This is a genomic window from Bacillus sp. CGMCC 1.16607, assembly GCF_042683745.1.
In the GTDB taxonomy this organism is placed as follows: domain Bacteria; phylum Bacillota; class Bacilli; order Bacillales; family Cytobacillaceae; genus Pseudoneobacillus.
The window spans coordinates 56,960-82,244 of record NZ_JBHUJX010000019.1; the positions used below are offsets into that span (position 1 = coordinate 56,960).

Annotated in this window: 22 protein-coding genes and 1 pseudogene; 11 read left to right on the top strand and 12 right to left on the bottom strand. The window is 37.2% G+C overall.

The genetic code is table 11. The features are described from left to right. Window positions 1-51: 51 nt before the first annotated feature. The 4 genes and pseudogenes from ACFSO7_RS12685 to ACFSO7_RS12700 form a co-directional block, all read right to left on the bottom strand. A pseudogene (locus ACFSO7_RS12685) lies at window positions 52-596 on the bottom strand (S8 family serine peptidase); the annotation flags it as partial. A gap of 182 nt (window positions 597-778) precedes the next feature. Further along, on the bottom strand, window positions 779-1,033 hold the full coding sequence (locus ACFSO7_RS12690) for an alpha/beta hydrolase (RefSeq protein ID WP_377877697.1): 255 nt from the start codon (window positions 1,031-1,033) through the stop codon (window positions 779-781). A gap of 251 nt (window positions 1,034-1,284) precedes the next feature. Continuing rightward, window positions 1,285-3,150: an ABC transporter ATP-binding protein gene (locus tag ACFSO7_RS12695; protein WP_377877698.1), complete on the bottom strand. Its 1,866-nt coding sequence runs from the start codon at window positions 3,148-3,150 to the stop codon at window positions 1,285-1,287. Continuing rightward, window positions 3,151-4,878, bottom strand: a complete 1,728-nt coding sequence (locus ACFSO7_RS12700; RefSeq protein WP_377877699.1) for an ABC transporter ATP-binding protein — start codon at window positions 4,876-4,878, stop codon at window positions 3,151-3,153. Window positions 4,879-5,150: 272 nt separating this feature from the next. Here ACFSO7_RS12700 and ACFSO7_RS12705 point away from each other — a divergent pair, with 272 nt between their 5' ends. Next, window positions 5,151-5,519 (top strand): VOC family protein, encoded by a 369-nt coding sequence (locus ACFSO7_RS12705; RefSeq protein ID WP_377877700.1) that lies wholly within the window; start codon window positions 5,151-5,153, stop codon window positions 5,517-5,519. A 187-nt stretch (window positions 5,520-5,706) separates the two neighbouring features. Here the strand turns inward: ACFSO7_RS12705 and ACFSO7_RS12710 are convergent, their stop codons facing one another. Both ACFSO7_RS12710 and ACFSO7_RS12715 read right to left on the bottom strand, forming a co-directional pair. After that, on the bottom strand, window positions 5,707-6,060 hold the full coding sequence (locus tag ACFSO7_RS12710) for an RNA polymerase sigma factor (RefSeq protein ID WP_377877701.1): 354 nt from the start codon (window positions 6,058-6,060) through the stop codon (window positions 5,707-5,709). Further along, window positions 6,060-6,209, bottom strand: coding sequence for a sigma factor (locus ACFSO7_RS12715; RefSeq protein ID WP_377877702.1), 150 nt, complete (start codon window positions 6,207-6,209; stop codon window positions 6,060-6,062). Before ACFSO7_RS12715 ends, ACFSO7_RS12710 begins: the two co-directional genes overlap by 1 nt. A 262-nt stretch (window positions 6,210-6,471) precedes the next feature. On the opposite strand from ACFSO7_RS12715, the gene ACFSO7_RS12720 reads away from it, so the two are divergent. The 7 genes from ACFSO7_RS12720 to ACFSO7_RS12750 all read left to right on the top strand — a co-directional run bounded on the left by ACFSO7_RS12720 (window position 6,472) and on the right by ACFSO7_RS12750 (window position 15,426). Beyond that, on the top strand, window positions 6,472-8,469 hold the full coding sequence (locus ACFSO7_RS12720; protein ID WP_377877703.1) for a S9 family peptidase: 1,998 nt from the start codon (window positions 6,472-6,474) through the stop codon (window positions 8,467-8,469). Window positions 8,470-8,735: 266 nt separating this feature from the next. Next, on the top strand, window positions 8,736-9,659 hold the full coding sequence (locus ACFSO7_RS12725) for an AEC family transporter (RefSeq protein WP_377877704.1): 924 nt from the start codon (window positions 8,736-8,738) through the stop codon (window positions 9,657-9,659). A 33-nt stretch (window positions 9,660-9,692) separates the two neighbouring features. Next, entirely contained in the window at window positions 9,693-11,291 is a 1,599-nt protein-coding gene (locus ACFSO7_RS12730; RefSeq protein ID WP_377878005.1) for an ATP-binding protein, read from the top strand. Between the two features lie 3 nt (window positions 11,292-11,294). After that, window positions 11,295-11,978 carry a response regulator gene (locus tag ACFSO7_RS12735; RefSeq protein WP_377877705.1) on the top strand — a complete coding sequence of 228 codons (684 nt, stop codon included), beginning with the start codon at window positions 11,295-11,297 and terminating at the stop codon, window positions 11,976-11,978. A 169-nt stretch (window positions 11,979-12,147) separates the two neighbouring features. After that, a complete protein-coding gene (locus ACFSO7_RS12740) occupies window positions 12,148-13,440 on the top strand; it encodes a CitMHS family transporter (RefSeq protein ID WP_377877706.1) in 1,293 nt (430 codons plus the stop codon). A gap of 243 nt (window positions 13,441-13,683) precedes the next feature. Continuing rightward, window positions 13,684-14,160: an ArsR/SmtB family transcription factor gene (locus ACFSO7_RS12745; RefSeq protein ID WP_377877707.1), complete on the top strand. Its 477-nt coding sequence runs from the start codon at window positions 13,684-13,686 to the stop codon at window positions 14,158-14,160. Further along, window positions 14,161-15,426, top strand: coding sequence for an MFS transporter (locus ACFSO7_RS12750; protein ID WP_377877708.1), 1,266 nt, complete (start codon window positions 14,161-14,163; stop codon window positions 15,424-15,426). A gap of 48 nt (window positions 15,427-15,474) precedes the next feature. Here the strand turns inward: ACFSO7_RS12750 and ACFSO7_RS12755 are convergent, their stop codons facing one another. Then, window positions 15,475-16,308, bottom strand: coding sequence for a DUF4179 domain-containing protein (locus ACFSO7_RS12755; protein WP_377877709.1), 834 nt, complete (start codon window positions 16,306-16,308; stop codon window positions 15,475-15,477). After that, complete coding sequence (locus ACFSO7_RS12760) at window positions 16,295-16,834, bottom strand: sigma-70 family RNA polymerase sigma factor (RefSeq protein ID WP_377877710.1); 540 nt, start codon at window positions 16,832-16,834, stop codon at window positions 16,295-16,297. The genes ACFSO7_RS12755 and ACFSO7_RS12760 overlap by 14 nt, the downstream gene beginning before the upstream one ends. 228 nt (window positions 16,835-17,062) lie before the next feature. On the opposite strand from ACFSO7_RS12760, the gene ACFSO7_RS12765 reads away from it, so the two are divergent. Continuing rightward, window positions 17,063-18,301: an MFS transporter gene (locus ACFSO7_RS12765; protein ID WP_377877711.1), complete on the top strand. Its 1,239-nt coding sequence runs from the start codon at window positions 17,063-17,065 to the stop codon at window positions 18,299-18,301. A 64-nt stretch (window positions 18,302-18,365) separates the two neighbouring features. Here the strand turns inward: ACFSO7_RS12765 and ACFSO7_RS12770 are convergent, their stop codons facing one another. Beyond that, window positions 18,366-19,544 (bottom strand): M20 family metallopeptidase, encoded by a 1,179-nt coding sequence (locus tag ACFSO7_RS12770; RefSeq protein WP_377877712.1) that lies wholly within the window; start codon window positions 19,542-19,544, stop codon window positions 18,366-18,368. 17 nt (window positions 19,545-19,561) lie between these two features. After that, window positions 19,562-20,401 (bottom strand): DMT family transporter, encoded by an 840-nt coding sequence (locus tag ACFSO7_RS12775; RefSeq protein ID WP_377877713.1) that lies wholly within the window; start codon window positions 20,399-20,401, stop codon window positions 19,562-19,564. A gap of 243 nt (window positions 20,402-20,644) precedes the next feature. Here ACFSO7_RS12775 and ACFSO7_RS12780 point away from each other — a divergent pair, with 243 nt between their 5' ends. Beyond that, the gene (locus tag ACFSO7_RS12780) at window positions 20,645-22,129 is read left to right on the top strand and encodes an aldehyde dehydrogenase family protein (protein WP_377877714.1); all 1,485 of its coding nucleotides are present in this window, start codon (window positions 20,645-20,647) and stop codon (window positions 22,127-22,129) included. A 61-nt stretch (window positions 22,130-22,190) separates the two neighbouring features. Here ACFSO7_RS12780 and ACFSO7_RS12785 read toward each other — a convergent pair whose 3' ends face one another. Next, window positions 22,191-22,571, bottom strand: coding sequence for a VOC family protein (locus tag ACFSO7_RS12785; protein WP_377877715.1), 381 nt, complete (start codon window positions 22,569-22,571; stop codon window positions 22,191-22,193). A 206-nt stretch (window positions 22,572-22,777) separates the two neighbouring features. On the opposite strand from ACFSO7_RS12785, the gene ACFSO7_RS12790 reads away from it, so the two are divergent. After that, the gene (locus ACFSO7_RS12790; RefSeq protein ID WP_377877716.1) at window positions 22,778-24,067 is read left to right on the top strand and encodes an NCS2 family permease; all 1,290 of its coding nucleotides are present in this window, start codon (window positions 22,778-22,780) and stop codon (window positions 24,065-24,067) included. 242 nt (window positions 24,068-24,309) lie between these two features. Here ACFSO7_RS12790 and ACFSO7_RS12795 read toward each other — a convergent pair whose 3' ends face one another. Beyond that, window positions 24,310-25,227 (bottom strand): YncE family protein, encoded by a 918-nt coding sequence (locus ACFSO7_RS12795; RefSeq protein ID WP_377877717.1) that lies wholly within the window; start codon window positions 25,225-25,227, stop codon window positions 24,310-24,312. Between the last annotated feature and the right edge of the window lie 58 nt (window positions 25,228-25,285).

Below are 25,285 nucleotides of genomic sequence, written 5' to 3' on the forward strand. Positions count from 1 at the left end.
ATACATAAAAGGACCGCAGCTCTACTATAGAACCGCGGCCTCGTAAAGTAATTATTTAAGTTGGAAGTTGCCTCCCGCTAAAGAAGACACACCTTTTTGAGTAGCATAAACATACACATTGTAATAACCAGGTGCTAACTTCACACCGTTAATTTTTCCATCCCATGTATAGAACACGTTATAGCCAGAAGCTACATTTTCTAAAAGAGCAATATCGCCTATATAAGCAATAGGAGCACCTGCAGAAGTTGCACTATAAACAAATACCTCTACCGTCTCAGCACCGCTAGGGAAGTATCCATAAAGGTCGATTTTGTCACTGCTTAATTGATCTACTCCTACAGTTGTAACACTAGGTAATCTATTCATTAACGCCGCTTTCACATCATCCACATTCCAAGCTGGATGTGCTTGTAATAATAAAGCAGCTGTACCCGCTACGTGAGGGAAGCCATACTTGTTCCTTGCTTCGAACCATATCCATGCGGATTAGCTGGATTATGAGTCGGAATTGTACTTGTAATATTAACACCAGGAGCTGATACATCTGGTTTAATCATCCATGTTCCAAATGCAAGACCACGAGATGAGAAGTTTCCTTTTGCAAGTTCTACTAGAAGCTTTATTGCAACCATAGTAGCCATTGTCGTCGCAATCGCAAAAAAGAAATAGCCACCCTGCACGACCAGCACCAGGTGACTATTTCTATCTAAAAAAATTTGGTTAGCCGCTAGCTGCGGCATGTTTGTTGTAATGATCAGGTGTTGACGCACCTGATCTATTCTCTTATATCCTTATTATAGAGAAGATATTCGTTTAACTCAAGTTTCCCAAAGCCTTCGATCATAAAGTAAGCATAACCAGGAGGATGTTCCAGATGGTCTCTAATACTAAAAATAAAAAACTGTTCTTCAAACCCATTTACTAATGACAACATGTTGTGTTCGTTATTTCCAATTCCATGCATCACAAAAAGTGCAGGATAGGTTTTATTAGGGTCAATCTGTTTCGGTCGACGAAGTTCATAAATCATAGGTGCATTAAACTTTCATCATCCCTTCTTTACTATTTTTCTACTAGTAGCATTCCTTTTTATCTTAGCTCTAGTCATACCAAGAGCATAATCTCGTGCGGTGTCTCCCACTTCCCTCAATTTTCCGCAAGAGTATAGTGAATTCCGCTCTAATCAACAGTTGCTAAAAATCAACATTACCTTACAACGCAATCCAAAAAAACAGCTTGTCCCCAGCACTAGGAACAAGCACTTCACTTGAGTTAAGAACCTTAATAATTCCCAACTTCCCTCAAAGCTTTATATTGATTAGAAATCATCTGATAATAAATTCCTTCACTAGCCATCAGTTCATCATGGCTACCCTTTTCAGCAATTCCCCCATTTTGAATCACCATTATCGTATCCGCATCGCGAATAGTGTTCAATCTGTGAGCAATGATAAAGCTTGTTCTCCCTTTCATCACTTTCGCTAGTGCATCCTGGATATGTAACTCTGTTCGAGTATCAATACTACTTGTTGCTTCGTCAAGGATTAGCAAAGATGGTTGACTAAGTATGACCCTTGCAATCGCCAATAATTGTCTTTGACCATGACTTAGATTTCCACCATTTTCAGATAGTTCTGTCTCATATCCTTTTGGCAAACGATTGATAAATAAATCGGCATTCGCCATACGGGCTGCTGCAACTACTTCCTCATTTGTTGCATCCCGCCTGCCATATTTAATATTTTCCATAATGTTCCCAGAAAACAAATACGTGTCCTGAAGAACAATTCCAAAGCAGTTCCTTAAAGACTCTCTTGTATATTCTCTTATATCACGACCGTCAATGAAGATTTGCCCTTCTGTCACATCATAAAATCTAGTTAGTAGATTAACAATCGTTGTCTTACCTGCACCGGTTGGTCCGATTAAGGCTGTACTACTGCCTGCCTCTGATGTAAAGCTTACATTTTTTAAAATCGGTACATCTTGACGATATCCAAAACTTACATTTTTAAATTCTACACGACCTTTTGGGTTAACGAGAGGAATAGCATTGGGATAATCCTTAGGTTCTTCCTCTCCATCAAGAATTTCAAACACTCTTTCTGCTCCAGCAATACCTGATTGTAAAATATTAAATATATTCGCTAGATCATTTAATGGTCTGACAAATTGACGTGAATAGGTGATGAAGCTTGCAATGACACCAATCGTAATCATATTTTCAACAGCCAAATATCCACCTACAACGGCCAAAATTGTAAAACCAAAGTTATTGATCACATTCATGATTGGCATGAGAAATCCTGACCAAATTTGTGCCTTTGTTCCGACTTTACGCAGTCTTGAATTGATTTCTTCAAATTCGGCAATCGCCTTTTCTTCATGATTAAAAGCCTTTACGACCTCTAAACCTGAAATCGTTTCTTCAATATGCCCATTTAACATTCCTAGCTCTTTCTGCTGATTTCTAAAGTAAACTTTGGTTCTTTTTGCGATTGAACGTGTTAGTAAAAAGACCAAAGGCACCGTCACAAGACTTGCTATAGTTAAGATTGGGCTTAAAGCAATCATCATCACCAGTGAACCAATAATCACGATGGAGCCGGACATCAATTGAGTGGTTGTCTGAGAAATTGTATTACTTACGTTATCAATATCATTCGTCAATCGGCTCATCATCTCTCCATGTGTACGCGAATCAAAGAATGATACGGGAAGATTTTGGAGTTTTTGAAATAGATGGCTTCTTAATCTCTTAACAATCCGCCCAGCTACTCCAGCCATCATCCGACCTTGGGAAAAATTCAACAGTGCATTGGTGATATAGGCAATGAAGAGGGTAATAACCATCACATGAAGGTACCCAAAATCCACTATTTTTCCAAGTGACATGGCATCAACTGCTTTACCAATTAAGTAAGGTGTAGACAAAACAATTATCGAATCTAATAAAATGAAGGTAAAAACAATCGTTAAAAGCTTTCTCTCTTTTCCAAAATAGGACCAAAGCCTTTTAATCGTTCCCTTAAAATCCTTTGGTTTGACAACCTGACCACGAAAACGAGCAGCAGCTCCTCCAACTGGACGACCTGGTATCGGAGGGATGTTATTGTCCTTTTGCTCTTGATTTGTTTTTTCAGCCATTTAGTGCACCACCTTACCGAACTGCGACTGATAAATTTCTTGATAAGTCACGCAGCTTTTTAATAAATCTGCATGTTTCCCATTTCCTACGATCTCGCCATCATCTAACACAATAATCCGGTCGGCATCCATGACAGAAGAAATTCGTTGGGCAATGAGAAGGCACGTTAACCCATCGGCATACTTTTTCAGAGATTCCTTGATTCTTGCTTCTGTTGTGACATCTACGGCACTGGTACTATCATCCAATATTAAGATTTCGGGCTTTTTAATAAGAGCTCTTGCTATCGACATTCTTTGTTTCTGACCACCGGAGACATTAACCCCACCTTGACCAATCCGTGTTTCATACTTTTCAGGTGATTCCATAATAAATCCATAAGCATCCGCGATTTTGACCGCTAATTCAATTTCTTCCAAGGAGGCATTCTCACGTCCCCAGCGGATATTTTCTTCCACTGTCCCTGTAAACAAGGTCGCTTTTTGCGGCACAACAGCAATTTTTTGACGTAAAGCTTTAGGGTTAATTTGACTGATGTCTTCCCCATTGATTTTAATTTTGCCAGTTGTAATATCGTAAAAGCGTGGAATGAGACCAACTAGACTGCTCTTTCCCGACCCAGTCGAACCAATAATACCAACAGTTTCTCCTGGCATACAGGTAAATGTAATGTTTTTAAGAACAGGTTCACCTGATCCCCCCTCATAGGAAAAAGACACATTCTCAAAATCAATTCTGCCACCTTTTTTAGCAGAAGTTATCGTCTCCTGATTCCATGTCATGTCATCTTCCTCAGCCAATACTTCTCCGATCCTGCTAGCAGACGTTTTTGCTCTGACAAACATATTAAAAACCATCGATATCATCATTAGAGAAAAGAGAATTTGGGTCATATAGTTTGTAAATGCAATAACATGCCCTACTTGAATGGTCCCCTTATCAACACCGTAACCCCCAAACCATAGTACTGCAACGATTTCCAAATTCATGACAAGCATGATGAAAGGCGTAATGGTCGCAATCACTTTGGCAACCGCAACGGATTTATCCTGTAATTCTTCATTAAATCCGCTAAATTTTTCAATCTCATAGTCAAAACGATTGAATGCTTTTACCACCCGCACTCCAGATAAATACTCTCTCATAATCCCATTTACTTTATCTATTGCCTGTTGTACTTTCGCAAAAAGCGGTAAGCTCATTTTCATATTTAGAATAATCAAAACAGCAACCATTGGAACTACAACAGCCAATACAACAGATAGTTGAATATTTAACCTTGTCGCCATAATCAGCCCGCCTATGGCAAGTAGCGGAGCTTTTACAAAAATTCGCATGAGACCATTCACAAATATTTGGACCTGCCCCACATAATTCGTTAATCTCGTAATCAATGACGCGCGATCATAGCGATTAATATTTTTAAAAGAAAGATGTTGAATCTTCCGAAATAAATCAAAACGTAATTCGGAACCAAAGTTTTGCGAGGTAATGCTGGCTACGATACTTCTCGTTGAGGCGGCAACTGCTCCCAACATAGTCACCCCAAGCATCACTGCCCCCATTTTTAATACATAATCTAAATCCCGGTTAACGACACCTACATCGACGATTTTTGCCATGATCGTAGGTTGAAGTAAATCACAAATAGCCTCTAGCGTAAGAAATAAAACAGCAATACTAAACGGCTTGCCGTATTTTTTTAGATACTTCTGAAAATTCGACATATCCATTCCCCAATCTTTCATAAGAACACTTAAAAACCGTAAAATACAGTTCTTTAGTTAAATTGTCCTCACAACTTTCATTATGTTTATTAATAAATTGACTATAACAACAAAAGTTTTTTAATGGAAGAGAATTCATTCAAGCTTCTCATTCGTGAACATCCTCGGCCAAAAGTTGTAATCTCTCTCAAACTATTAATGGACTCATTCAAATATTATTCCTGCTATACTTTCCCTATAAGAAAGTTAATGAGATATAAGGTGGGATACAAATGAAAGTCCGATTTGAATTATTTGTTGATGAATTAGAAAACTCCCTTTATTTTTACGAACATGTACTAGGCTTCAAAAAGGGATATATGAACAGGGAGTATGCAGAGGTATTTAATGGATCAGTTGAAATTGGGATATGTCTAATGGAAAAACTTTCGGAGGATCACCCATTAAAAACGAAGTCATCAGATGAAAGGAAAGGTCTAGGTGTTGAAATTGTTCTAGTCGTAGACGAGTTAGCATCTTTATATCAGAAAGTGATTGATTCTGGCTATCCGATTTCTGCTGACTTACAAACACAGCCCTGGAAACTTAGGGATTTCCGCCTTGTTGACCCAGATGGTTATTATCTTCGAATCACCGAATAGGATTAGAAGCAGGAAACAGTCCCCTGCTTCTATTTTTGAATAAAAAACATCCCAGTCATCTTCCGTTCGCTCATCTAGTTCCTTATTCATCTCTCCATTTTGATAGCGAATGGGCAGTTCTTTTAAAAATTGATCAAAAGATTTAGGAAGTTGTAAATGGTCCAATGACTCGATAGGATCTTCTTTTTTAATTTCCATACGTTTTAACCTCCTGTATAAAGGTGGTGGATTCATTCATGATTTCGGCAAGCATTTGCTTCCCACGTTTCATCCTTGTTTTAACAGTATTGAGATTTTCACCTATGATAAGAGAAATGTCCGCCACTGACATGTCCTCATAATAATGAAGAGATAGTGGTAGACTCAGTTTTCTTTTCAATTTTAAAATTTCATTTAACATTTCCTGTTTATTTTCTTTTTGAATAACCAATTGCTGGGCAGATTGATTGATCAATTTCATATGTACTTCATTTTCACGATCAACATCGTTATGTATGTGTCGTTTGTTTTTGCGATAAATATCAATCGATCTTGAATACACTAGACATATAACCATGCCTTAAAATTGGGCATTTCTTTATTTTTCATGATGCTAACATAAGCACCCTCTAAAGCGTTTTGAAGGGCATCTTCTGCGTGTTCCTTTGATCTAAGGATCAAAAAAGCCTTTTTATAAGCAATAGGAAGCAAATCTTTTACCAGAAGACCAAATGCCTCTTGCTCTCCACTTCTTACTTTTTGTAATAATTCCGTTCCTTCTTCAACTAGGTACCTCCATTATTCAAGCTGTCTATAAAGATAACGAAATGAACACAATTATTGGTTTCGCATTATCTGAAAAAATTCTATTTTATTCAATATAAATTTTCTTTTTATTTTGAAAATATTATTTTATTTCGCCAATCGAAATGATAAAATAGATTCATAGTTTACAAATATGGAGGTAATTTAAATGACGAAACGTCCTATTACAGCTGAAGATCTAGTTAAGTTTAAGTTTGTAGGTGATCCTGTAGTGTCTCCTGCTAAAGACAAGGTTGCTTATGTTTTAACTCATGTAGATAAAGAAAAAGATGGCTACTATTCTTATATCTACGTAACTGATTTAAACGGTGAAGGCAGACAGTTTACCTCTCATTATTCAAAAGATAGCTTAGTTAAAGATGTTGCTCCAAATTGGTCACCAGATGGAAGTATGATTGCCTTCCGTTCGAACCGCACTGGGAAAAATCAAGTTTGGCTTTTACATACTGATGGCGGTGAAGCCGTTCAATTAACAGACGTAAAACAAGGAATTGGTGATTTTGTTTGGTCTCCAGATGGTAGTCAACTTGCTCTTACCATTAGCGGCGAGTTAAAGCTTACCTCTGATAAAGAAGACGAAAAGAAGGAAGATAAAAGTGATGTCAAAGTAATTACTAGACTTCGTTATAAAGGTGACGGAGTTGGTATTTATAATGATGATCGTAAGCATGTGTACTTATTTGATGTAAAGACAAAGTCTTATACGAAGATTACAGACGGAGAACATGATTTTGGACAGCCGCGTTATTCTTCTGATGGCAAAATCCTATTCTATATTGGAACAAAGGCTGAAGATAAAGAGTGGGGTTACCTCCCTGCGATTTGGAAATATGATATTGCTACAAAGGAAGAGGTCCTTTTTTATCAAGGAAATGGATATATTATGGCACCTTCCGTATCACCAGACGGTAAATGGTTAGCCGTTGCAGGTCATACTCGTGGTGAAAGAAGTCAAGGAAATGCGAATGTTCTCCTACTTTCTGTTGAAACAGGTGAACTAACGAATTTAACAGAAAGCTTTGATTACACGGTTGGAAATCTTGTTGGTGTCGATGCGAAATATGACACAGCTGAGCAAAAACTCGTTTGGGACGCTTCGAGCTCTCACATTTACTTTAACGCAACGGTTGGTGGAGATTGCCAACTGTTTAAGGTAAATCTAGCAGGTGAAGTTTCAACTACTCTATCTCCTTCAGTCGCATCTGTTACTTCTTTTGATATCGTAAGTGAGGATCAAGCTATTCTTATTCTGGCAACACCTCATTCAACAGGAGATGTCGTGACTCAAGATTTAACGAATGTGAATAACGTTGTGAAATTAACGGATTGGAATAAAGAGTTATATAACGAGGTTTATTTAAGTACTCCAGAAAATATCCATTACAATAGCACAGATGGCAAGGAAATTGAAGGCTGGATCATGAAGCCTTATGGATTTGAAGAAGGTAAAAAGTATCCAATGATCCTGCAAATTCATGGTGGTCCAGCTACCGCTTATGGAAATGGTTTACACCACGAAATGCAATTAATGGCTGCTAAGGGTTATGTAGTGCTTTACACGAATCCACGTGGAAGCCATGGGTATGGACATGATTTTGTGAATGCTGTTATCGGTGACTACGGTGGCATGGATTATGAGGATATTATGGCTGGTGTAGATTATGCTTTAGCTAGCTATAACTACATTGACCAAGACCAATTATTTGTTACTGGAGGAAGCTACGGCGGGTATATGACTAACGTCATCGTGACTCGTACAGACCGTTTCAAAGCAGCCGTTACTCAGCGCAGTATTTGTAACTGGCATAGCTTCTACGGAACGAGTGATATCGGTTTCTTCTTCGCTGAATGGCAGCATGGACATGCGGATCTTTGGGATGATGTCGAGAAGCTATTAAAAGTATCACCACTTACCTATGCTCGCAATGTAAAAACGCCAACACTCATCCTTCATAGTGAACAGGACTTACGCTGTCCAATGGAGCAAGCGGAGCAATGGTATATTGCCCTTAAACGTCTAGATGTGGAAACAAAGCTAGTCCGCTTCCCGGATGAATGCCATGAGCTATCTCGCTCTGGTAAACCGAAACACCGCTTAGAGCGTTTACAGCATTTAATTGGTTGGTTTGATGATCGACGAAATTAAAAATCAATGATAAAAGGAGAAAGGGTCCTATCGGACTCTTTCTCTTATTTTTTCATTAAAAGAAGCAAGGGGACGGTTCTTTTGCTTCCCCTGCTTTATTTTGTGTTAAAAAAGAAGCAGAAGAACCGTCCCTCTGCTTCCCACAGGTTGGCATTCTCTACATCATCCAGTAAAATCTGTAGAGGGGTTATGACTAAGTGCAAATGAGCAGATGCTAAATTTAGTGGGTAATTAAGATTATATTAAAGGCCAGTAGGAGAGTTTTTATGAGTATTTTATTTCTAATTTTGCTAAACGTTATTTTACCAGTATTTTCACTAATAGGGGTAGGAGCTTTTCTACATAGGAAATTTACATTTGATATGAACACTTTATCAAAACTAAATACCTTTTTATTAATGCCCGCTGTAAGCTTTGTGAATATTTACGAAAATAAAATTGGAGGAGGAACCCTTTTACATATCATTGGTTTCCTGATTATACAAAGTCTTTGTTTAATGGTCTTGAGTTCTGGAATATCGAAAGTAGCTAAGTTTGAAAGTAGTTTATCAGCAGCATTTAAAAACAGTATTGTTTTAAATAATTCCGGGAACTTCGGGTTACCTGTAAGTCAACTTGTTTTTCAACATAACCCTTTAGGCTCTTCCATCCAAGTTTTGGTTATGATATTTCAAAACCTTTTAACCTACACGTATGGATTATTTAATTCTGTATCAGTAGATAACAGCAGCCTAAAAGCAATTAAGGAATTCCTTAAAAACCCTGTTATATATGCTTTTTTGTTAGGGTTGATTCTACATACCTTTTCAATAAGCATACCTGGTTTTATTTGGACTCCTATAGATAATATTTCAAATGCATTTCTTGCGGTTGCCCTTGTTACACTTGGTGCTCAAAGTGCTTTCCTAAAAATAAATCGCTTTTCCTTGCCATTGGTTTTGAGTATACTTGGTCGCCTCGTCTTATCTCCAATAATAGCGATGATCATTATTTTCACTTTAAAATTAGATGGTATTACAGCACAAGCGTTATTTATTGCAAGCTCATTTCCAACTTCAAGAAATAGTGCCCTTTTCGCCTTAGAATATAACAATCATCCTGAATACGCAGCACAAGTTGTTTTGATGTCTACCTTACTAAGTATGGTCACAGTAACCATTGTCGTATATTTATCAACTATATTATTTTAGCAAAAAAGGCTTTGCTACTTGGAGGAATGTTCCCTGAGTTCCATAAAAGTTTCACTACAAACAAAAATACTCTGGCTAGTTCTTTCATTAGGACTATTATTAATTCTTTTATTAACAGGATTTTTCAGCTATATGGAAAGCAAACAAATCGAAGAAAACCAAGCTAGAATGGCACTACAATTATCTAAAACGGTATCATTTATACCAGACATCATCGATGCATTTCAAACGAATGACCCTTCCAAAACAATTCAGCCAATCGCTGAAAAGATTCGGATTGAAACAGGTGCCGAATTTGTCGTAATAGGAGATAGAAATGGCACACGATATTCTCATCCTAACATTTCTAAAATTGGGAAGAAAATGAAAGGCGGAGATAATGACAAGGCGCTTACTAAAGGAGAATATTATGTATCCGAGGCGAAGGGTTCGCTTGGTCCATCTCTTAGAGGAAAATCCCCTATCTTTAACAATCAGGGTGAGATTATTGGAATTGTTTCTGTCGGATTTCTTCTCCAGGATATCCAGCAGTTAATAATGAAAAAAGTTTTCAAGGTGCTACTTGTCTCGCTTTTCGCACTTCTAGTTTCCATTATTGGAAGCATGTTATTAGCAAGAAATATCCGCAGGGATACAATGGGGCTTGAGCCGTATGAAATTGCAGCACTTTATAAAGAAAAAAACGCTGTGCTGCATGCGGTAAAAGAAGGAATCCTAGCCATAGATAAAAAAGGCTACATCACAATGATGAATCCGCAGGCGAAGAGACTTTTACATATTCAAGGCTCAGTCAGACATATGAAAATTGACGGGCTATTCCCTTCTACCTATCTTTATGAAGTATTAAATTCAGGAAATCCTTTAACAGATAAAGAAATTGTCTGGAAGAATAATACAGTTATTGTGAATAGCACTCCACTATATGATAAAAATGGTATCAGGGGAGTTGTTGCCTCTTTTCGGGATAAAACAGAAATTGAGCAAATGCTGAACACCATCTCAGAAGTCAAAAGATATTCTGAAGATTTACGCGCCCAGACACATGAATATACAAATAAATTGTACGTTTTATTAGGTCTGCTTCAACTCGGTGAATATGACCAAGCTATCGATATGATTCAAACAGAAACACAAGTACTGAAATATCAAAATTCCGTTGTCTTTAACCAAATAAAGGATACGAAAGTACAGGCGATCCTATTAGGAAAATTGGGAAAAGCATCTGAAAAGAAAATTAAGTTTGAAATTGTTTCAGACAGTTATCTGGAAACATTGCCATCTCACTTTAAGCTTTCTAACTTAATTGTTATCCTTGGAAACCTAATCGATAACGCTTTTGAAGCCGTTTATGGAATAGAATCACCATCGGTCAAATTTTTTGCAACAGATATCGGAAGTGATATCATTTTTGAGATATCAGATAATGGGGTGGGAATAAGTAATGTTGATATTCCACTTCTCTTTGACAGGGGCTTTTCTTCTAAAAGTGGTGTTGAGCCTAGAGGATATGGCTTACCAAATGCTGAAGAGGCTGCGCTTGAAATGAAGGGGATCATCGAGGTTCATAGTTCTCCTGAAAGTGGAACAGTCTTTACGGTGTATCTACCAAAGAATTACATAGGGGGGCTTTAAAACTTGAATCGAATTAAAGTAGCCATCGCGGAAGACGACTTCCGAATAGCCGATATTCATGAAAAGTTTTTAATTAGATTTAAAGAAATTGATGTAGTTGGTAAAGCATTAAATGGTACTCAAATTCTTCAATTGTTAAGAGAGGAAAAAGTTGATTTACTCCTACTGGATGTATATATGCCAGATATACTAGGATCTGAGCTGCTTCCAATTATACGAGAAAGTTTTCCAAAGGTTAGTATTATCATGATAACTGCAGCAACGGATAAAGCTTTTATTGAAAAGGCCTTAAGCTATGGTGTAGAAAACTATTTGATTAAACCCGTTAGCAAAGAAAGATTCGACGAAATCATACAGGAGTTTATTAAAAAGCACTCCCTTCTATCATCCAATCAAGAGGTAAATCAGAATTATGTAGATCTATTATTCGGTAAAAGTAAGGATGAAAGCATAAGCAAGAATACTTTATTACCAAAAGGAATTGATGAAATCACTTTGGGAAAAGTGAAGGCTGTTCTCCATCTTAGTAAAGAAGGTTATTCTGCCGAAGAAGTCGGGAAGGAAATTGGAGCTTCACGGATTACCGCTCGCAGATATTTGGAATATCTCTCATCAATCAAAGAAGTAAGGACGGAAGTTGTTTATGGCATTGTTGGCAGGCCAGAAAGGAAGTATTATCCGGTGTAGTGGGGATGACATAACACTCCCCTCTCCGAAAGAGTTTTTCAAACAGGATTATTCTATGAACTTAATGTACTAAATATATTTAATTTACGATAATAACATTATTTTGAAAACGTTTTCACTCGTTGGTATTTTCAGTATATTTGAATTACTAACAAAAGGGGTGAGAACATTGTTGGCAACATTAGGATTTTTAATGATCATTGTATTTATGGTTTTAATTATGACAAAACGCCTTCCGGCTATGATTGCATTAATAGTGATTCCTATAATTTTTGCATTAATAGGCGGATTTGGAAAAGAAATGGGCCCTATGGCGCTCGACGGAATAAAAAGCGTAGCCCCTACAGGGATCATGATTCTTTTCGCTATTCTCTTTTTCGGGATAATGATTGATGCTGGAGTATTTGATCCTATCATTACAACGATCTTGAAAATTGTAAAAGGAGACCCTGTAAAAATTGCCATTGGAACCGCTGTCCTTGCCTTATTGATTTCACTAGATGGTGATGGAACAACCACATATATGATTACCATTTCAGCCATGCTTCCTTTGTATAAAAGAATTGGAATGAAACCATTGATTTTAGCAGGAATTGCTGTTTCATCTTCAGGTGTTATGAATCTTCTTCCTTGGGGAGGACCTACGGCTAGAGCAATGACAGCATTGCATCTTGAAATGTCAGATATCTTTACTCCAGTTATCCCAAGTATGGTTGGAGGAATATTGTTTGTATTGTTCATGGCCTACTGCCTTGGAAGAAAAGAACGGAAAAGAATAGGTGTTCTAGAAATCGATTACAGTACAATTGCCAAAGCAACAACTTCATCAGGGGATGTAGAACTTAAACGCCCTAAGTTAATTATAATAAACTATTTATTAACCATTCTTCTTTTAGTTTCTTTAATCAAAGAAGTTCTACCGACCACAGTATTGTTTATGATTGGGTTTGCAATTGCTATTACGATAAATTATCCAAAGTTAAGCGATCAAAAAGCACGGATTGCTCACTATGCAGATAATGCGTTATCTGTTGTATCTATGGTTTTTGCCGCAGGAGTCTTTACTGGTATTCTTTCAGGTACGGAAATGGTGGATGCAATGGCCAATTCTATGATAACTCACATACCAGAAGGACTTGGTTCACATTTTGCAATTATTACCGCGGTTATCAGCGCACCGTTTACATTTTTCATGTCAAATGATGCATTCTATTACGGGGTTTTACCATTGCTTGCTAAGGCTGCTAGTGTATACGGAATTGATCCTGCCATGATTGGACGTGCATCACTATTAGGACAACCCGTCCATTTATTAAGTCCACTTGTACCTTCAACATATTTATTAGTCGGTATGGTTGGAGAAGATTTCGGAGATTTGCAACGCATGGTCTTAAAATGGGCCTGTGGATCAACAGTTGTTATGATTGTAGTTGCACTACTATTAGGAATATTTCCATTTTAAAATGGGAAAAGAGAATATTGGAATTAAAATGCACAGTGTAAAAATACTGTGCATTTTTTGTTTTTTTCATGGACGAGGGAACAGGTTTACTGTCTTCTCGTCCTATCAGACACCAACAAAATGTTAAAAAAAATGGGCATTTTAATCAAATTCAGAATATAATCTAATTATTTATTGCATTCTAATTTATTAGAACGTATAATCATTTTAAATCATTAGATAAATTTGGAAAGGCGATGGAACATGGAACATGAAAAGAATTACATGGAAATCAATTTGGAGCAGCAAAAACTTATTTCCAATCCGTTAAGGGTGAAAATTATTTATTTGCTGGATGAGCGTCCAATGACAGCGAAACAAGTAGCAGATGAACTGGGAAAAACGGCAGGCAGTATCCATTACCATATTCAGCAGCTCTTTCAAAGCGGTATTTTAGAAATTGAAGAAACAAGAGAAAACAAAGGGATTATCGAGAAGTACTATCGGTCAAAAGCTACTTATTTTAAGCTTAAGGATGAAAATGAACCAATGCTTGATAATCTAGTACGCACAAGAAGCACCAGTCTTTCTCTATCAGATGAAGAATTAAGAGAATTCGAAGCAGATTGGGATGTCCTCATAACGAAGTATTTAAAGAAAACGATCAATTTGGGTAAAGAAAGAACACCGTATCATGTCGCTTGTCAGTTTAAAAAACTATCCGAAGAGGAGGAAAATTAAATGGCCAATGCCATTCAAAAAAATCTCATATTATTTGTAATTGGGAAAATGACAGCAGTTCTAGGGTCATCCATATATTCTTTTGCCATTGGACTCTATATTTTAGATAAAACGGGGTCCAGCCTTAACTTTGCGATTACACTCTTGTTGGGTGCTTTGCCGCGAATTCTTCTATCTCCAATCGCTGGAACATTAAGTGACCGCCTCAATCGAAAGCTTATTATTATTACATCTGATTTTGCTTGTTCCATTTGGCTTGCGATTGTCTTTTTCGTTTTTACGTTTATCTATTCAGAAATTTGGGTGTTATACTTAGCAACCGCCATCCTTAGCATCCTCAATACCTTTTACTCCAATGCTGTGACATCTGCGATCTACAATATGGTCGGCCCTGACCACCTGCAAAAGGCTATGTCTTTAAATCAGGCAGCAGGTTCTGGTTCCACTATATTAGGCCCTGTTCTTGGCGGTGTCTTCTTTGGATTATTTGACATCAGTTTATTCATGATTCTTAACATCATTACGTTTATTATTTCAGGACTTGCAAGTATTTTTATCCAATACGATCTATTTGCTGAAAAAAAAGCGAAGCCTACTGGCAACTCCATTTTTACCGATCTTAAATTAGGTTTTGTTTACGTTAAGCAGCAGTCATTTATCAAAAATTTAATATTGATTAGTATTTGGCTTAATTTTTGGTTTGCAGTTTTTCCTGTCGCCGTCCCTTATCTTGTCCTAACCGTTAGAAAAATGGAGTCGTTCCAGCTTGGGATTATAGAAGGTACTTTCTCAGTAGGTATGTTGATCACATCAATCATTTTATCAACACGTCCTGAAATAAAGCGAAAAGAACTGACTCTATTCGGTGGACTCATTGCGATGTCCACGGTGTTAATATTACTCGGACTCCCTAACTTCCCTGGTATGGCAAACGTTTCTAACATAGTGTTCTTTCCCTATTTAGTCATCATGGTGTTCCTGCTATCTACTTTTATCATGATCGTCAATATGCCCATGATGGTTCTTCTTCAAAAGAATACCCCAGATGAATATCGGGGTCGAGTCATGTCCCTTCTAGAAACAGGCGCAAGTGCCATGACACCACTTGGTTTTATCATCTTTGGCTTCACACTTGAAAAAATGCCTGTCTGGGTCCTACTTGCCATATGTGGACTAAGCATAATCACTTTAATCCTATATCATCTCAAAAAGCAAACCATCACTCCTTACCTACATGGACATCACCAAGTCAAGCAAAATGCATAATTGAAAATAGGTGGGACATAGGGACAGGTTCACTGTCCCCACGCCCCACTATTCTTTCTCTGCATCTATATCCAGTGCCGCTTTATCGACCTGATAAGCGATATCTGTTAGTGTCTTAATGGATGCTGTACTTGCCAAAACCATCGTATAGCTGTTCCGTTCCCAAGTGATATAGTTTGTTACGTCGGTTTGATCGGTTTGACTAAATTGATAGGATAGTACATCTGCTTTGATTCCATTTATATCTACATTTGATTTAATGACAGGATTAACACTATATCCATCAAATTGAGGCAGATTAATCGCATTCGGTACAACAGAAAAGATAATCGGTTCATTTTCTACATTAATGGAAGTTGTTATTTCATATTGATTTTCACCAAATTTATCAACCCTAATAAACGAAACTTCACCACCAACTATTTTCGGAATATCCATTTGAATATATTCCTTCAATTCCTCGGTATATCCTTTAAACATTTGTGTTTCAACAACTTCTAGATTGTATGGTCCACTATCCTCATTTCCAAAGTGAAAGGTAGAACCATACATAACATTTGGATTCTCTTCAACCTGTGTTAGATCCTCATAAGTGGCTGAAAAAATATAATTAAGGCCAGGTACCTTTGAGAGAGCAGCTGCCATAGTTGGAGACGCAAATCCTGAGCCTATGATCCCAGTAGATAATAAGCCAACTGCCGCCGCTGAATAAAGCCAGTTCCTTTTTTTACTATTCGTTGTTTTCAAAGTAATGAAATTTTGTTGATCTGGGAGTTGACTCAATGCTTTTTCTAGTCCTGCACTAAAAAAAGCTGGTACTGACTTCTTTTTATTTTCCTCAGCTAATGATTTAAAACCGGAATCTAAATTAGATTTGTTCATTTAAAATCCCTCCAATATGATTTTCTTTCCCTAAGTACCCTGCCAGTTTTTTTCTTGCCCTGCTAAGTCTTGACTTAATGGTTCCTTCTGGTTGTTCTAGTATCTCTGCAACCTCCTTGAGAGGAAGATCTTGAATATAATAAAGTAAAATAACTATCCGGCATTCGTCCTCTAAAGCATTAATAGCTTCTTTCAATTCAAGATTGTCTACATTATTCTGATTCTTATTATCAATTACTTCTTGCATAGAAATGATTTTACGTTGATTCCGTTTCATTCGAGCACATTCTCTAATTAAAATTCGAGTAATCCAGGTTTTAAAATATTTAGGTTCTTTAAGGTTAGGAAGAGAAATGTAAGCTTTTATAAGAGCCTCTTGTGTCGCATCTAATCCCTCTTGATCTGAGCCCATAATCGAAGTAGAAATCCTATAAAGATAAGATTCTAAACTCCCTATTAATCGAGTAAAAGCAATCTTATCCCCCATCTGCGCTTTTCTAACATCACCTTCTAGTTTATCCTTCAAAACGATACCTCCTTTTTCAATCTCACTTATTAGAAACGCAAAGTGGGTAGATTGGTTCTCACAAATATAGAAAAATTTTTGAGAATTTATTTTTCTACCAGTCATAATGGTCTTACCACTAATCATTACTTTTTATTTATTCATGTCTTTTACCTAATATTGGTTTATAATAATTGAATATTGCAATCTGTTTCACATCAATGAAACGTACAATCGGAGGATATACATATGAACAGGCTTTTAAATGTCTTTAGGACCTATCATCCTATCGTCATTATCCTAATTATAGGAACAGCACTAATCTTCACTGGTTTGGCAATGAGCACACCTTTTCTCGCCATTTATTTAGCAGAGAAGACGAACTTGAATGCTACTTCGATAGGGCTATTAATTGGCTTAGGAGCACTTTCAGGGACCTTTGGGGGCTTTTTGGGAGGGACATTTTCTGATTTATTAGGAAGAAAATCGTTAATCATCGGTTCTCTATTAACATCTAGCCTCGTTTATTTTGGCTATGCATTCGCAAATCAAATCTTCCTTCTATCAACCTGTATAATTGCTGGGGGATTTGCAGCTTCGATTTTTCGGACGGTATCTAATGCATTTATAACGGACTTAACAGAGAAAGAGCAGCAGATTAAAGTCTTCTCTTTTCTAAATATGGCTGTTAACATCGGGTGGGGAGTCGGACCACTGATTGGCGTTTATTTCGGTTTAACCTCGACGAACATACCGTTTATTCTTACCGGAATCATTTATGTTTTTTACACTTTTACTATATTTGTTCTGCTATCCATTTATCATGTTCAGCCAAAGGTTCAAGAAAACAGGCCTTCGCGTATTACCTTTACACAATCTTTAAAAATGCTTAAATCGGATAAAGTATTATTTTGGTTTGTATTGGGTGGTTTAGTTCTTGCCATTTCTTGGGGGCAGTTTTCCATTTTGTTATCACAATTTTTAGTTTCTGAGTTTGATAATGGCACAAAATTATTTGGAATTTTACTAAGTGTTAATGCGGTATCGGTCATTGTCATGCAATTACCGATGACAAGATGGCTTGAAAAAAAGCAGCCACAGCAAATTCTAACTGTTGGAGTCCTATTCATCCTTGGAGGGTTGCTCGGTTTTTCTATTTCGTATCATATCATTACCTTAATTATCGCTATAATTTTATTAAGTATAGCGGAAACAGTTATTATGCCTTTATCCAATGTATTAATTGATGAAATTGCTCCGAAAGGAATGAGTGGAACTTATTTTGGTGCACAGAACTTTTCTTCTTTAGGTATTTTCATGAGTCCGATCCTCGGAGGGTTTTTATTAGATGTATTTAACGGAAGAATTATGTATATCGTACTTGCAGCCATTGCTATTGCTAGCATCGGAGTCTATCATATTGGTTTCAGACTGCATCAATCTAAACAGCAGAAAGTACTTTCTGAACGGCAAAGCGCAGCTTACTAGAATTCTATAAAAAGCAAAGTGGCCAGTTCATTCCAAGACTGGCCACTTTGTCATGCAATATTGACTAAACTCTTATACCTTTTCGTCCAATAAACTCTTCTTTTATCTGTTCCAAAAGCTCTTTGTTTGTCAAAACCTCATATCCTGTTAATGCCATTGCTTTAGCTCCAAGAATCATCGCTTCCCTCGCTTGCTCACTCATCGCTGCCTCGCGAAATTCGTGAGTATGACAAGCATAAGCTTCATTACAGATTTTGATATAAGGATGAATGGAAGGAACTACCTGACTGACATTCCCCATGTCCAGAGAGCCAGAACCATCACGATCTGTTTCGATCTCCGTTTCCTCAACACCAAGTGAAACTAACTGTCTAGTAAATGTTTCGGATAAGTGGGAATTCGTAATCATATCATCATACGAGAACTCGTAGTTGGATACTTTCAAAGTTGCCCCTGTTTGCAGTGCAGCACCTTCCGCACACTTCTTCACTTTTTCAACTAGCTCGTTTAAATAGTCACGCTTACCAGCACGTACATAAAATTGAGCTACTGCATAATCAGGTACAACATTTGCAGCTTTTCCACCTTCTGGGATAATGCCATGGATCCTTGCATCAGGCGTGATATGCTGCCTTAAAGCATTTATGCTATTAAAAGTTTGGAGGACCGCATCTAATGCATTAATTCCTAAATGCGGATTGGCTGCAGCATGGGCTGGCTTTCCAAAAAACTCAAACTGAATCGCATCCATCGCTAAAGATGTGCCACTTTTCATATAGCGGTCTAACGGATGGACCATGATGGCCACATCCAAAACGTCGAAAATGCCCTCTTCTGCCATTGTTACTTTGCCACCCTTTGTTTCCTCAGCCGGAGTACCAAAAACAATGACTTTTCCACCTGTCTCATGAATGACTTTACTAAGACCAATTCCTGCTGCAATCCCCATTGTTCCAATTAAATTATGCCCGCATGCATGACCCACCTCTGGCAAAGCATCATACTCAGCCATGAATCCGATAACTGGACCTTCTTTACCGCTATCGAAGGTTGCCGTAAAGGCTGTCGGCAGATTACATGTTCCTACCTCCACAGAAAAATCATGTTTACATAAAGCTTCTGTCAGAATGGCACATGCCTTAAACTCTTCATGCCCAAGCTCTGGATTTTCACCGATATAAATACTAATGTTGTAAAAATCTTCTTTCAATCGGTCGATTTCTTTATTAATCCATTGTTTCATTTCATTCACTCCTAATGCTAAATTTTTGTAAGAACAATACCAAGCAACGCCGTTACTACACCAAAAATCTGATAGATTCGCAGTTTTTCTTTAAAAAGAAAATATCCAGCTAAAACAACGATAAGACAATTCAAGCTGACAACTGGGAAAACAATGCTTGCAATACCTGTCTTCAGGGCAAAAAAATAACAGCTGAATCCTGCAACGCTTATGATACCGACTGTAGCTCCCAGTTTTACTTCAGGCACTCTCGTTTTTTCTTTTCTGCTTAGTCTCATTATTAATAGGTAAAGACTTCCTCCCCCATACATGCTAATTAATATATTTAAAGAACTGATGTGGAGATAAGAAGTTAATTTCATCAAGACTCCTAAAACACCAAATGATAAAACAGCTAAAATAATTCGAAAAATCCACGAAGAATATTGAGTTTGAACCTTGAGTTGACTAGGCATGTACTGAATGACAACAGCTGAGACTAGCATTAGTAGAATACCGGACCACTGCAAAGTCGAAATCTCTTCATGAAAAATCAGCCCCGCACTTAGCACAGGAAAAATCGCATTTGCCGAAATGATAGGCGAGGTTAAACTGGCCGGACCCTTTTCAAAAGCTTTTGACATCTGGATGTTGCCATTCGTATTTAATACTCCGATAATAGCGCCTAGGACAACTGTTAAAAGATGCAAATCAAGTGAATCTGATATCACTCCATATGCAAGAGTTAATAAAAAAGCTGAAAAATAGAAGAAAAATTGAATATTTACTTTTGAATATCCCTTACCCGTGCTCCACTTAAAGATTGCATTATTCGTTCCAAAACAAACCGTTGTCATAATTGCTGCCAATAACCACATATTGATCCTTCTTTCATTATAGGTACACCTTTATTGTAATCCCTTTTCTATTATTCTCAATATTTATTTAATAGAATACTAAAGTTATTGTCGAAAGTTACTGTCGCAATTTTTAGAAAACTATTACATTATTTCAGTTGATTACTCGTTTATAATAATAGAAGTAATGTTTGTAAGCGTTACCATTGTTTGCAAGCGTTACATGAAGGTGTCTTACATAATAAGGTTAAGGGAGGAAGTTCATTGACTCAATTAGCGGTCGGTTTAAAAGAAAAGGTAGAAAATTTCTTAGTAGGAACAAAGAAACTGTACATTGATGGACAATTTGTTGAAAGTCTCTCTCAAAAAACATTTGAAACGTATAATCCTGCTACTGGCGAAGTGCTTGCTACAGTATATGAAGCTGGTCCCGAGGATATTGATCTTGCTGTAAAAGCAGCACGAAAAGCATTTGATAGTGGTCGTTGGTCGAAAATGGGTACAGCCGAACGTAGCCGTTTGATGTATAAATTAGCAGACTTAATGGAGCAAAACAGAGAAGAACTTGCTCAATTAGAAACCTTGGATAACGGTAAACCGATTCGTGAAACAACAAATGCAGACATCCCACTTGCCATTGAGCATATGCGTTACTATGCTGGCTGGGCGACAAAAATCGTAGGCCAGACGATCCCTGTAAATGGACCGTTTTTTAACTATACTCGTCACGAAGCGGTTGGAGTGGTCGGACAAATCATTCCGTGGAACTTCCCTCTTTTAATGGCGATGTGGAAGTTAGGAGCTGCGCTTGCAACAGGTTGTACAATTGTGTTAAAGCCTGCAGAACAAACACCATTATCGGCTTTATATTTAGCTGAGCTAATGGATGAAGCAGGATTCCCTGCTGGTGTCATTAATATTGTACCTGGATTTGGAGAAACTGCTGGTCAGCCGCTTGTTGATCATCCACTAGTTGATAAAATTGCTTTTACCGGCTCAACTGAAGTTGGGAAGCTTATTATGGAGAGAGCCTCTAAATCACTTAAGCGTGTAACATTAGAGCTTGGCGGTAAGTCACCGAATATTATTTTACCTGACGCTGACCTATCTAAAGCAATTCCTGGTGCATTGAACGGAGTTATGTTTAACCAAGGTCAGGTTTGCTGTGCAGGTTCACGTGTATTTATCCAAAAGAAGCAATTTGATAATGTTGTAGCCGATATGGTCAGCCATGCTGAAAAAATTAAACAAGGCGCTGGTTTACATTCGGACACAGAAATTGGCCCTCTTGTATCCATTGAGCAACAAAATCGCGTTCTTGGATACATCGAAAAAGGGATGAATGAAGGGGCTGAATTGTTAATCGGTGGTGAAAAGCCATTTGAACAAGGCTACTTCGTTTCGCCGACAATTTTCGCAGATGTTCGTGACGAAATGACGATTGCAAGAGAAGAGATTTTCGGCCCAGTTATCTCGGCCATGCCATATGAGGATTTAGATGAACTCATTGATCGTGCAAACAATAGCCAATATGGTCTGGCTGCTGGTGTATGGACGCAGGATGTTTCCAAGGCACATTATATTGCTGGACGCCTGCGTGCTGGTACTGTTTGGGTGAATTGCTATAATGCATTCGATGCTGCGTCACCTTTCGGCGGGTATAAGCAATCCGGAATTGGCCGTGAAATGGGCTCATATGCATTAAACAACTATACAGAAGTGAAAAGCGTTTGGATCTCAATGAAATAATAATTCCCAAAATGAAAGAAAAGAGAACAGTTCTAGATAACTGTTCTCTTTTCTTTTAATATTACTTTTTTTCCATAACTGCAAAGTAATTATTTTCACTATCAGCGAAGTTAAAAACTCTACCGAAAGGCATATTAACCATTTCTCCAACAGTAACGTTATTATTTGTTAAGTCGTTATATAATTTATCGAGATCTTTTGAAAAGAACATTAAAGAAGGTGTACCAAGATTTAATTCAGGCTGCATTTTAGAAATTAATTCTTTATTATGGAGTATAATACTTGTTTCAGCATCATTTGTTGGAGCGATTTCAATCCATCTCATACCTTGTCCATTATCTTGTTCAGAAATAACACTAAACCCTACTTTTTCCTTCCAAAAATTCACAGCCTCATCTTGATTATTAACATACAGCATAATTTGACCGACTATATTAATCATTAATTCCACTCCTTAATTATAGTATTTTAATTATATCATTTTGGACTTATTGAAAAAAATGTAATCCTTATAACTAATTGGTAAAATTTTTATTCATTTATATAATCTTTACCACGCTATATTCCATGTTATAATGATTTCTGGCATAAGTATGAGTTTTTACTATATGCGGGTGGGAGAGGGCGAATACGAAAGTGTGAGATAAAATGAAAGGAGTTTTCAAGCTTAAAGAAAACAAGACAAATTTGAAAAAGGAGGTTACAGCAGGATTAACATCGTTTTTTTCTATCATCTATATCATCGCTGTAAATGGACACATTCTTCAGGATTCTGGAATACCATTAGAAGCTGGGATTATTGCTACGGTATTATCTTCATTTGTAGGCTGTTTATTGGTTGCGTTTATCGCAAATGCACCTTTAATCATCGTTCCTGGAATGGGAATTAATGCCTTATTCACCTATACGTTAGTGGGTTCACTAGGGCTCAACTATATGGAAGCATTAGGGGCTGTTGTAATTTCAGGTGTCATATTTGCCATAGTAGCCTTTTCCAAACTATCTACCATAATCTCAAAGGCGATTCCTTCCTCTTTAAAGGAATCGATAACAGTAGGAATCGGCTTATTTATCGCTTTTATCGGCTTGCAAAAAAGTGGTATCGTGATTAATAATCCTAGTAACTTCGTTGCGTTAGGGGAATTATCTTCTCCATTGGTATTAGCTTCAATCATCAATCTAATTATTACTCTCTTTTTATTTTTGAAAAAAGTACCTGGGAATTTCTTAATTAGTATAATAGTGGGAACACTTATCTCCTATTTTTTTGGATTATTGAATTTTTCCCAAATGGATACTAGTTTCATATCCTTTGAGAGTTATCAGAATGTGATGTTTAGCTTTGACTTTGGAAAAATTAGTACGATCCCATTTTGGACGGCTACTTTTTCATTAGCATTAGTATTAGTTTTTGAAAATATCGGCTTGCTCCATTCTCAAGTCAATGGAATGCTTCAAGCACCTGAGAAAAATTCCAAATCTTTAAGAGCGACTTCCCTTTCAACAATTGTTTGCGGATTTTTAGGAACGAGTCCTTCCGTTTCAACCGTTGAAACAGCAGCAGGTATAGAAGCAGGTGGAAGAACAGGTTTAACTTCTGTTGTAACAGGCTTATTAATTTTATCATCCCTTTTCTTCATGCCTTTTATAAAATTAGTCCCAAACGCCGCAATTGCACCTATACTCATCATTTTGGGCGGTTTAATGTTAACAAATGTGGTAAATATAGATTTTACAGATTTCACCGAAGCGTTTCCAGCCTTCTTAGTGATCATTATGATCCCATTAACCTATAGTATCGTTGACGGAATTGCCTTCGGATTTATTGCTTATCCTTTAGTAAAGCTTTTTACAAACAGACAAAAGCAGCTATCGTTACCTATATTTATTATTTCTATTTTGTTCTTAACTAATTTTCTACTGCATTCAGTAGGATAATCATAAAGCCTCTCAACATTGGGAGGCTTTATTCATTTCTAGTTTTAAAAATCCCTTTTTCCATAATGTATGACTGACTTTTAGCATATCGATTTGATTCATGTCTAAAATGAACGATAACCGCTAGTAGAAAAGGATCATAAATGGTATAGATGGACTAAAGTGTCCAAGAGCGTACCACCTAAATTTCAAAATAAGATTCCCCTTGGTTAATCATACCATGATTGCAAGAATAATAGATTCTATCTCTTTAAATAGGCAATTCCGTCAGGATGAATTCCAACATCAATACGGGTTTCTTCTTTTAACGTACTCATGTTTAATACCGATACATCATTTGTTTTATTATTTGCCACATAAGCAAATGTACCTTCTTCATTAAAGACAATACCACCAGCCCATATGCCGACAGGGATTCGTTTAATTTCCCAAGGACGAACTTGACCATTTATTTTTTGTTCACATTCAATCACAGACACATCTCCCGAATCACGATTCGCGATGAGTGCATATTTGCCATCTGGGGAAAAAACGAGACGAACAGGTATTTTACCAACACGGCGCTTATGAAGAACTTTATAAGTTTTCGTATCCACAACGATTAAAGTGTCATCATCTTGGTTAGCAATATAAAGATGTTCACCCTTTGGATGGACAGCCACTCCTTCAGGTCCAGGCCCTACTGGAAAATGATTTACGATCTCCTCTTTTTCCACATCGATTACCGTAATATTATGACTACCGATATTTGGTACATACACAGTTTTTCCATCTGGTGAAAAAGAAATCATATGAGAATACTTTTGGTATGTAGGAATGACTTTTTCAATCTCATCTGTATCTGTGTTAATAATAAATACCTTTTCACTGTATGTAGAAGCTAGGTAAAGCTTTTTCCCATCCGGTGTTAGCCCAAGTCCATGAGGAAAATTAAAGTCGGGATGTTCAAGTCTTTTCACGATCTCAAATGTATCATTATCAATGATGTCAAGCTTATTACCTAAGGAACACGCAACATATGTCTTTTTTCCGTCGGGAGTTACGATCACTTCATGGGGGTTATGATCCGTTTCAATTGTTCTTTCAATCTTGTTTGTTTCTAGATTCACTATCGATATTGTGTCTTCATCTTTGTTTAAGACAATTAGATGCTCTGACATGTTTCTTCCTCCCTTTGCATTAATATCTGAATTTTAACATAATGATGGCTTATAAAAT

Excerpts from the sequence above, each read along its gene's own strand:
- ACFSO7_RS12690 (WP_377877697.1), bottom strand. The coding sequence starts at position 1,033 with ATGATTTATGAACTTCGTCGACCGAAACAGATTGACCCTAATAAAACC.
- ACFSO7_RS12695 (WP_377877698.1), bottom strand. The coding sequence starts at position 3,150 with ATGGCTGAAAAAACAAATCAAGAGCAAAAGGACAATAACATCCCTCCG.
- ACFSO7_RS12700 (WP_377877699.1), bottom strand. The coding sequence starts at position 4,878 with ATGTCGAATTTTCAGAAGTATCTAAAAAAATACGGCAAGCCGTTTAGT.
- ACFSO7_RS12705 (WP_377877700.1), top strand. The coding sequence starts at position 5,151 with ATGAAAGTCCGATTTGAATTATTTGTTGATGAATTAGAAAACTCCCTT.
- ACFSO7_RS12720 (WP_377877703.1), top strand. The coding sequence starts at position 6,472 with ATGACGAAACGTCCTATTACAGCTGAAGATCTAGTTAAGTTTAAGTTT.
- ACFSO7_RS12725 (WP_377877704.1), top strand. The coding sequence starts at position 8,736 with ATGAGTATTTTATTTCTAATTTTGCTAAACGTTATTTTACCAGTATTT.
- ACFSO7_RS12745 (WP_377877707.1), top strand. The coding sequence starts at position 13,684 with ATGGAACATGAAAAGAATTACATGGAAATCAATTTGGAGCAGCAAAAA.
- ACFSO7_RS12750 (WP_377877708.1), top strand. The coding sequence starts at position 14,161 with ATGGCCAATGCCATTCAAAAAAATCTCATATTATTTGTAATTGGGAAA.
- ACFSO7_RS12755 (WP_377877709.1), bottom strand. The coding sequence starts at position 16,308 with ATGAACAAATCTAATTTAGATTCCGGTTTTAAATCATTAGCTGAGGAA.
- ACFSO7_RS12765 (WP_377877711.1), top strand. The coding sequence starts at position 17,063 with ATGAACAGGCTTTTAAATGTCTTTAGGACCTATCATCCTATCGTCATT.
- ACFSO7_RS12770 (WP_377877712.1), bottom strand. The coding sequence starts at position 19,544 with ATGAAACAATGGATTAATAAAGAAATCGACCGATTGAAAGAAGATTTT.
- ACFSO7_RS12775 (WP_377877713.1), bottom strand. The coding sequence starts at position 20,401 with ATGTGGTTATTGGCAGCAATTATGACAACGGTTTGTTTTGGAACGAAT.
- ACFSO7_RS12785 (WP_377877715.1), bottom strand. The coding sequence starts at position 22,571 with ATGATTAATATAGTCGGTCAAATTATGCTGTATGTTAATAATCAAGAT.
- ACFSO7_RS12790 (WP_377877716.1), top strand. The coding sequence starts at position 22,778 with ATGAAAGGAGTTTTCAAGCTTAAAGAAAACAAGACAAATTTGAAAAAG.
- ACFSO7_RS12795 (WP_377877717.1), bottom strand. The coding sequence starts at position 25,227 with ATGTCAGAGCATCTAATTGTCTTAAACAAAGATGAAGACACAATATCG.